Origin of the sequence: Hydrogenophaga sp., assembly GCF_041633695.1 — a bacterium.
Lineage (GTDB): Bacteria > Pseudomonadota > Gammaproteobacteria > Burkholderiales > Burkholderiaceae_C > Hydrogenophaga.
The window spans coordinates 1-6,944 of sequence record NZ_JBFJMY010000214.1; the positions used below are offsets into that span (position 1 = coordinate 1).

A 6,944-nucleotide genomic window follows, 5' to 3' on the forward strand; every position below is an offset into this window, starting at 1 on the left:
CGGTCAAAAGCATAGGCAATGCCAAGCCCTTGCAGCGCTGCGGCAACGCCGACGTCCGAGTGGTTGGTGACCAACGGCCCATCTGCGGCGACCTCCATCCGCCTTCCTTTCTTTTCAAACTCCCAAAGAGCGGTCCTCCCGTCAACCTGAAGCCGCCAGTTGATACAGGCATGGCCGTGCAAGTCTTCGGGCGCATGCGGCACGCCACGACGCTTCAGGTAGTCTGGCGAGGCCACGGCGACCATCTTCACGTCTGGCGTCAGGCGCACGGCGATCATGTCTTTCTCCAACCGTCGGCCGACGCGGATGCCCGCATCAAAACGGCCGGCGACGATATCGCTCAGCCCGTCGTCGACCACAATGTCCAACGCCACACCAGGGTGTGCACGATGAAACCGGCCAAGCCGCGGCGCAATGATCTGCCGGGCGGCCATCCCCAGGGTATTGATGCGCAAGGTCCCGCTCATTTGGCCCGCAGCGGCACTGGCCTCTGCAACGGCGGCGGACATCTCCCGAAAGAGCGGGGCGATGCGTCCGTAGAGCTGCGCCCCAGTGGCGGTTGGGGCCACACTGCGCGTGGTTCGATTCAACAGGCGCGCGTCAAGCCGGGCTTCGAGCTGGCGGATGGTCTGGCTCAGCGCTGAAGGCGAAAGCCCCAGATGTTCCGCTGCCCGCGCAAAACTTTCCCGCTCGACCACCGCGGCAAAGGCCTTCAGTTCGGCGAATTCCGAGCCTCTCATTCTGTATCGCTTTCTACATAACGAATTCGAATTCTAGGATATTCCCTAATTTCTCCTGGAGGCGCAATCTCTCGACTTCACAACCAAGGAGTCCTCACCATGAATGCACTGCAGCTCGCAAACCCGATTGCCGCCTACTTTGCGGCCGACCGACACGGTCCCGATATGCTGGCCCGATGTTTCACGGCACAAGCTACCGTGAAAGACGAAGGTCACACACACGTGGGCCTGGACGCCATCCAGGCATGGAAGGCAGCCGCAACCACCAAATACACCTACACAACCGAACCGTTCGCCGTCGAACAGAAGAACGGGTATCACATCGTCAGCAGCCACGTGGCCGGCAACTTTCCGGGCAGCCCGGTCGATCTTCGGTACCACTTCCGGCTCGAAGGCGGCTTGATTGCCTCGCTGGAGATCGGCGTATGAGCTTCGACCTTCAATTGCAAGGAAAGCGGGCTCTGGTCACGGGCGGCACCAAAGGCGTGGGCGCCGCCGTTGTTCAAGCGCTGCTGGACGCAGGCGTGCAACTCATGACCACGGCGCGCTCTGTGCCCGAGTGTTCGGTTGCGGGCGTGCTCTATGTTGCCGCCGATCTCTCGACGGCCAAGGGTGCGGCTGATGTGGCGCAAACGGTCCTCAAGCATTGGGGCGGCGTTGACATCCTTGTCAATTTGCTGGGGGGCTCCAGCGCGCCAGGCGGTGGTTTCGCCGCTCTGGATGATGCGCAGTGGTCCAACGAGCTGAACCTGAACCTGATGCCTGCTGTGCGCCTTGACCGCGCACTGTTGCCAGCGATGCTGGCACAAGGGGCTGGCGTCATTGTCCACGTCAGCTCGATTCAGCGCCTGCTGCCGCTGCCGGAGTCGACGATCGCCTACGCGGCGGCCAAGGCCGCCTTGTCCACCTACAGCAAGGCGTTGTCGAAAGAGGTGACGCCAAAGGGCGTTCGCGTGCTGAGCGTCTCGCCCGGTTGGATCGAGACGGAAGCCGCCGTGGCGCTGGCCGAGCGCTTGGCAGCCCAGGCCGGCACGGACTACGAGGGTGGCAAACGGATCATCATGCAGTCGCTGGGCGGCATCCCACTGGGAAGGCCTTCCAGGCCGCAGGAAGTCGCAGATCTGATCACCTTTCTGGTGTCACCACGCGCAGGTTCGATTTCGGGCTCGGAGCACTTGATCGATGGAGGCACCGTTCCAACAGTCTAGGGGAACGCCATTTGCCGAATTCAAGAAAGCTTCGTAGCAAGAGGTTGGCCGGCAGCCTGCAAGCGTAGACATTGGTGCGGGAAGCAGAGATGGAATGGCCCCGCCCAGGACCCCGAGTAGGCCGCCGCCTACACCACAACGGGCAACGCGCCGATGGGCGAAGTCCGTCGATGTCTCGACAATATGCTATCGAAATACCGGGGTCTTTGCCATGTCGTTTGCGTTGTATATGCTGGGTTTTATCGTGTTCCTGGGGGGCATGGTCTGGGGCGCCATCGAGTTGGGCGTGCCGTACGAGTACATCGGCATCGGCACCCTGATCCTGCTGGGCATCGGCATCTTCAGTGCCGTGGGCAAGACCCGCACCAAAGACCCGTCCTGACCGGGGTGCGCCAGCCTGGTCAGCGGCGGCGGAGCGGTAGCAGCTCCAATGTGCAATGGGTGTGAGGGGTAGACTGGAAGCGCGCGCGGCCCCAAAGTATTCAGGACAGGAGCGCGGCCGTGGGGCGAAGTGCTTTGCGTCCGGCATCTTTTGCCTGTTGCTTTGCCCGACAGGGCATCGCCATAGATGCAAATGCGCGTTGCGTGATCACGGCCAGACACGAAATTCGCTGGTGATAGGGCCGCTAGAGCTTGGCTAACGGCGCCGCGCAAGGGCTGCAAGACTTGGTGCGGCTGGCGGGGATCGAACCCACGACCCTTGGCTTCGGAGGCCAATACTCTATCCACTGAGCTACAGCCGCAACAGCCTTGGATTCTAGCAGGCGCCCCGCTCTGGAATTTTGGGCCTGTGGTGGCTGGCTATAATCAAAGGCTTGTCTGCCCAGCATGTGCAGGCGCGTCCCACACACCCTTACTGGCCCAGTCCCGCCACCTCCAGAGGTCTCCATGAGCGATAACGCGCACGATTCACACACCGGCCCTATCAAAACCCCCGCCCAGTTGCTCTGGACGTCGTTTTTTGCCTTTGTAGCGCCCATTTTCATCATCATTGGCCTGGTGTATTACGTCACCTCGGGTGACAAGCCCGCCGCTGGCGCGGTGGATCCGGAGCTGGCAACCGCGCAGCGTATCCAGCGCGTGGGCACGGTGGAATTGCGCGACGCCAACCGTCCGCTGGCCAGCGGTGAAGCGGTGTACAGCGCCCAATGTGTGGCCTGCCATGGCAGCGGCTTGGCCGGTGCGCCCAAGTTTGGTGATGCAGGTGCCTGGGCGGCACGCATCGCCACCGGCTACGAGTCGCTGTTGACTTCCGCGCTCAAAGGCAAGGGCGCCATGGGCGCACAGGGCGGCGGCAACTTCAGCGACGTTGAAATCGGCCGGGCCGTGGTGCACATGGCCAATGCCGCTGGCGGCAAGCTGGCCGAACCGCAAGCTGCGGCACCTGCGGCACCTGCTGCAGCGGCTCCCGCACCCGACGCGGCACCGGCTTCGGCTCCAGTTGCCGAAGCAGCGCCCGCCGCACCGGTTGCTGTCGCGGCCGCCGCTGCAGAAGCTGCGCCTTCTGCGGCGACGGTCTCGGGTGCTGGCGAGGCTTTGTACAAGCAGACGTGTGCGGTGTGCCATGTGGCCGGCGTGGCCGGTGCGCCCAAGTTCGGCGACAAGGCCGCCTGGGCCACCCGCGTGGGTGCTGGCCTGGAAGGCCTGACGGCCAGCGTCATCAAGGGCAAGGGCGCGATGCCCGCCAAGGGCGGCTCGAACGCCTCCGATGCCGACGTGAAAGCCGCTGTGCAATACATGCTGGCGGCGGTGAAATAAGCCTTCGCTGGGCACGCAAAAAAGCCGGTCGCTGACCGGCTTTTTTGCGTCTGCTTCCCGGCTGCTTCAGTGGCCTGCAGGCTGGGCCGCATGCCCGGCCTCGGGGCTGCGCACAAAGCCGAAGCGTTGGGGCAGATCCCGGGCTTGAACGGATTCAGGTGCCCACTGCCCACTTTCCACCGCGTCAGCGGCCAGCGTCATGTCGGCGCTGTGCACCAGGCCCACGCCGAGGTCGGTCACCAGATACAGGTGCCCCGCTTCGTCCAGCAGGCTGCCCTCTACCTGCACCTGCTGGCCGGTGTGTGCCAGTACCCGGCCATCGGGTTGCAGGCGCCAGATGTGGGGGGTGGCTTCAAGCTCCACATACACGCGCTGGGGGCCGTTCTGAAAAAACCAGCGGCCCTCGGCATCTGCCGCGTAGTTGCGGTGGATGAAGTCGATCAGCTTGTCGTGGCGCAACAGCGAGCCTTTGTGCGCGCTGTTCGCCGGCGGCGGGTCGTCTTGCCCGCGCGCAAACGGCCCGGCTGCCTGGGCACGGTCGTCCCGCATGTACCAGTTGCCACGCGCATCCAGCCCGAGCCAGCCATAGCAGTGCGGCACGTTGGGCCATTTGGCGAGCGCCGCTTTGACGATGTCGTCCATGTTGTCTCCTGTCCTGTTTGGAAGTGGTCAAATCCGCGCCAGCAACCAGCGGCCCACGGCTTCGGGCATCGCCCGCACGTGCCCGGGCAGGCCGGTGGCCGGCAGCGCGGCGGGAAAGCCCACATGCCCGCCTTCTCTGGGCTGCCAGAGGGTGACGCGCGGTCCAACCTCCTTCGCTGTGGGTAGTGAGGACGCTGGCACAAACGGATCGTTCAAAGCGTTCAATGCGAGTGCAGGCACCCGGATGCGCGACAGCACCGGTTTGGCCGAGGCGCGCGCCCAGTAGTCTTCGGTGTCGCGAAAGCCGTGCAGGGGCGCGGTGAAAATGTTGTCGAACGCATGGAGATCGCGGGCCGACAGCAAAGCCTCCCGATCGAACAAGCCGGGGTGCTGCTCCAGCTTTTTCAGGGCTTTGGGCACCATGGTGGACAAGAACATGCGGGTGTAGACGAGGCGGTTGAAGCCTTGACCAATCGCATGCCCACCGGCGGCCAAATCGAGTGGGGAGCAGACAGCGGCCACACCTTTGACCAGGCCGCTGGCGGCTTCGCCGGCCTCGCCGGCCCAGCGCATCAAGGCGTTGCCGCCCAGAGAAACCCCCACGGCCAGCAGCGGGCGCTGGGGATGTTCGCTGGCGAAGCGGCGCAGTATCCAGTCGATCTCTTCAAAGTCGCCCGAGTGGTAGGCCCGTGGCGCCTGGTTGAGCTCGCCCGAGCAGCCGCGAAAGTGCGGCACCGCATAGGCCAGGCCCTGGGCGGCGGCGAAGTCGGCAAAGGCTTCGGCGTAGTGGCTCGACGACGAGCCTTCCAGGCCGTGGAACAGCACCAGCAGCGGTGCTTGATCGGCGCAAGCGTGGGTCGCGTGGTCGACGTCGATGAAGTCGCCATCGGGTGTGTCCCAACGGCTACGCGCCCAGCGCGGCGGGTCGCCAAAAACCCGTTTGCTGGCCAGTGCTGCCCACATGGTTTGCAGGTTGCCACCGGGCAGCCACCAGGGGGCGTGGTAATCCATGGCCTGTTGCTCCACGGCCCGAAAACCGGTCGGTGGAAAGGTGTCCATCAGTGCAAGACCGGGCCCGGCCCCGTGATTTCCAGCGGTTCGGTGCGTACACCGGGACTGGCGTGGTGCGCCACCATGCGCCAACCTTGCGCCGTCTTGACATACACATTGGTGGCCAGCACCCAGGCGTGTTGCGGCCCATCGTCGCTGAGCACTTCCACCCGCTCGACCAGGCTGTGCACGCTGCAGGAGCCGGTGTCGAGTCGCCGCACCCGTTCGGGCTGGGCTTGCACGCTGCCGTTGGCGAACAGGGCTTCAAACGCTGCCCGTACCGCCGCGTGCCCGATCAGGCGTGGCCCGCCCGGGTGCACGCACACGATGTCGTCCTCGTCCGACCAGCAAGCCATGAGGCGTTCGATGTCGGCGTGGTGCATGGCGTCGTAGAAAGCCGCTTCGGTGTCGTCGGGCGCGGCGGGGATGAGTTTGGGTTTTCGCATGGGGCTATTTTGCCGCTTGCACGCGGCGGCGGTGCGCTTGCTTGGCGGGCCCCGGGGCTTTGTGCTGCACGCCGCCACCCCATGGGGCGGTATAGTTTGGGACAACGCGGTTGTCGCTGCACAGCCCCACGCGGTCCCGTTCTGTGGCCCATTTGCCCTCAAGGATGTTTTATGCGCACTTTTTTCAAACCCTTTTTTCAGGCCGCACTGGTTTTGCTGCTGGTCTCCGGGCTCAGTGGCTGCGGCTACAACGATTTTCAGCGCCTCGACGAGCAGAGCAAGTCGGCCTGGTCGGAGGTGCTGAACCAATTCCAGCGCCGCGCCGACCTCATTCCCAACATCGTGGCCACCGTCAAGGGCGAGGCCAACTTTGAGCAGGAGACGCTGACCAAGGTGATCGAAGCGCGTTCCAAGGCCACGTCGATCCAGATGACACCCGAGATGCTCAACGACCCCGCAGCGATGGAAAAATTCCAGTCGGCACAGGGCGAGCTGAGCGGCGCGCTCAGCCGTTTGATGGTGGTGGTGGAGCAATACCCCAATCTCAAAGCGAACCAGGGCTTCAGCGATCTGCGCGTGCAGCTCGAAGGCACCGAAAACCGCATCACCGTGGCGCGCAACCGCTACATCCAGACCATCCAGGAATACAACGTGCTCGCGCGCAGTTTCCCCAGCAACCTGACGGCCATGGTCTTCAGTTACGAGCCCAAGGCCAACTTCCAGGTGCAGAACGAGGCCGCGATTTCGGCGCCGCCCACGGTCGATTTCAACAAGCAGTAAGCCGCGCCGATGACCTCTCGCACCATCTTGCGCACCACCTCGCCCGACCCGTTTTGACAGCTGGCCGCTCCTTCACCCGTGTGCTGTTGCTCTGGTGCACCCTGGCGCTGCAGGCGGCGGCACCTGGTGCCTGGGCGCAATCGGTGCAGCCCGTGCCCGAGTTGCGCGCCCGCGCCATGGACTTGACCGGCACGCTGGATCCGTCTGCGCTGGCAGCGATCGAGCAAAAGCTCAGCGCCTTTGAACAAGCGCGCGGTTCGCAGGTGGTGGTGCTCATGCTGGCCACCACGGCGCCCGAGGACATTGCCGACTACACCCAA

The 6,944-nt window shown here is 64.2% G+C and carries 10 protein-coding genes and 1 tRNA gene; 6 read left to right on the forward strand and 5 right to left on the reverse strand.

Annotated features, from left to right (window positions below; translation table 11 throughout):
• Positions 1-740 (reverse strand): LysR family transcriptional regulator (locus ABYB95_RS13690; RefSeq protein ID WP_372659116.1); only part of this gene is annotated, 740 nt, incomplete at its 3' end.
• A 99-nt stretch (positions 741-839) separates the two neighbouring features.
• Here ABYB95_RS13690 and ABYB95_RS13695 point away from each other — a divergent pair.
• The 3 genes from ABYB95_RS13695 to ABYB95_RS13705 all read left to right on the forward strand — a co-directional run bounded on the left by ABYB95_RS13695 (position 840) and on the right by ABYB95_RS13705 (position 2,330).
• Positions 840-1,169, forward strand: a complete 330-nt coding sequence (locus tag ABYB95_RS13695) for a nuclear transport factor 2 family protein (protein ID WP_372659117.1) — start codon at positions 840-842, stop codon at positions 1,167-1,169.
• Positions 1,166-1,948, forward strand: coding sequence for an SDR family oxidoreductase (locus ABYB95_RS13700; protein ID WP_372659118.1), 783 nt, complete (start codon positions 1,166-1,168; stop codon positions 1,946-1,948). The genes ABYB95_RS13695 and ABYB95_RS13700 overlap by 4 nt, the downstream gene beginning before the upstream one ends.
• A 211-nt stretch (positions 1,949-2,159) precedes the next feature.
• Positions 2,160-2,330 (forward strand): hypothetical protein, encoded by a 171-nt coding sequence (locus tag ABYB95_RS13705; RefSeq protein ID WP_372659119.1) that lies wholly within the window; start codon positions 2,160-2,162, stop codon positions 2,328-2,330.
• Positions 2,331-2,615: 285 nt separating this feature from the next.
• On the opposite strand, the gene ABYB95_RS13710 is transcribed toward ABYB95_RS13705, so the two are convergent.
• Positions 2,616-2,691 (reverse strand) — tRNA-Arg (locus tag ABYB95_RS13710).
• Positions 2,692-2,836: 145 nt separating this feature from the next.
• Between ABYB95_RS13710 and ABYB95_RS13715 the strand changes: the two genes are divergently transcribed.
• Positions 2,837-3,706, forward strand: a complete 870-nt coding sequence (locus ABYB95_RS13715; RefSeq protein ID WP_372659120.1) for a cytochrome c5 family protein — start codon at positions 2,837-2,839, stop codon at positions 3,704-3,706.
• 66 nt (positions 3,707-3,772) lie between these two features.
• On the opposite strand, the gene ABYB95_RS13720 is transcribed toward ABYB95_RS13715, so the two are convergent.
• From ABYB95_RS13720 to ABYB95_RS13730, 3 genes are read right to left on the reverse strand one after another with little or no spacing between them, the layout of a single operon-like run.
• Positions 3,773-4,348: a DUF2946 family protein gene (locus ABYB95_RS13720; protein ID WP_372659121.1), complete on the reverse strand. Its 576-nt coding sequence runs from the start codon at positions 4,346-4,348 to the stop codon at positions 3,773-3,775.
• Between the two features lie 27 nt (positions 4,349-4,375).
• Positions 4,376-5,359: a YheT family hydrolase gene (locus ABYB95_RS13725; RefSeq protein ID WP_372659122.1), complete on the reverse strand. Its 984-nt coding sequence runs from the start codon at positions 5,357-5,359 to the stop codon at positions 4,376-4,378.
• Between the two features lie 47 nt (positions 5,360-5,406).
• Positions 5,407-5,844 (reverse strand): nuclear transport factor 2 family protein, encoded by a 438-nt coding sequence (locus ABYB95_RS13730; RefSeq protein WP_372659123.1) that lies wholly within the window; start codon positions 5,842-5,844, stop codon positions 5,407-5,409.
• Between the two features lie 171 nt (positions 5,845-6,015).
• Here ABYB95_RS13730 and ABYB95_RS13735 point away from each other — a divergent pair, with 171 nt between their 5' ends.
• Positions 6,016-6,624 carry a LemA family protein gene (locus ABYB95_RS13735; RefSeq protein ID WP_372659124.1) on the forward strand — a complete coding sequence of 203 codons (609 nt, stop codon included), beginning with the start codon at positions 6,016-6,018 and terminating at the stop codon, positions 6,622-6,624.
• A 53-nt stretch (positions 6,625-6,677) separates the two neighbouring features.
• A partial coding sequence (locus ABYB95_RS13740; RefSeq protein ID WP_372659125.1) for a YgcG family protein occupies positions 6,678-6,944 on the forward strand: 267 nt, incomplete at its 3' end.

What these genes read in the sequence shown, in the direction of transcription:
- ABYB95_RS13725 (WP_372659122.1), bottom strand. Translation starts at nt 5,359, where the DNA reads ATGGATTACCACGCCCCCTGGTGGCTGCCCGGTGGCAACCTGCAAACC.
- ABYB95_RS13720 (WP_372659121.1), bottom strand. Translation starts at nt 4,348, where the DNA reads ATGGACGACATCGTCAAAGCGGCGCTCGCCAAATGGCCCAACGTGCCG.
- ABYB95_RS13730 (WP_372659123.1), bottom strand. Translation starts at nt 5,844, where the DNA reads ATGCGAAAACCCAAACTCATCCCCGCCGCGCCCGACGACACCGAAGCG.
- ABYB95_RS13695 (WP_372659117.1), top strand. Translation starts at nt 840, where the DNA reads ATGAATGCACTGCAGCTCGCAAACCCGATTGCCGCCTACTTTGCGGCC.
- ABYB95_RS13735 (WP_372659124.1), top strand. Translation starts at nt 6,016, where the DNA reads ATGCGCACTTTTTTCAAACCCTTTTTTCAGGCCGCACTGGTTTTGCTG.
- ABYB95_RS13715 (WP_372659120.1), top strand. Translation starts at nt 2,837, where the DNA reads ATGAGCGATAACGCGCACGATTCACACACCGGCCCTATCAAAACCCCC.
- ABYB95_RS13700 (WP_372659118.1), top strand. Translation starts at nt 1,166, where the DNA reads ATGAGCTTCGACCTTCAATTGCAAGGAAAGCGGGCTCTGGTCACGGGC.
- ABYB95_RS13705 (WP_372659119.1), top strand. Translation starts at nt 2,160, where the DNA reads ATGTCGTTTGCGTTGTATATGCTGGGTTTTATCGTGTTCCTGGGGGGC.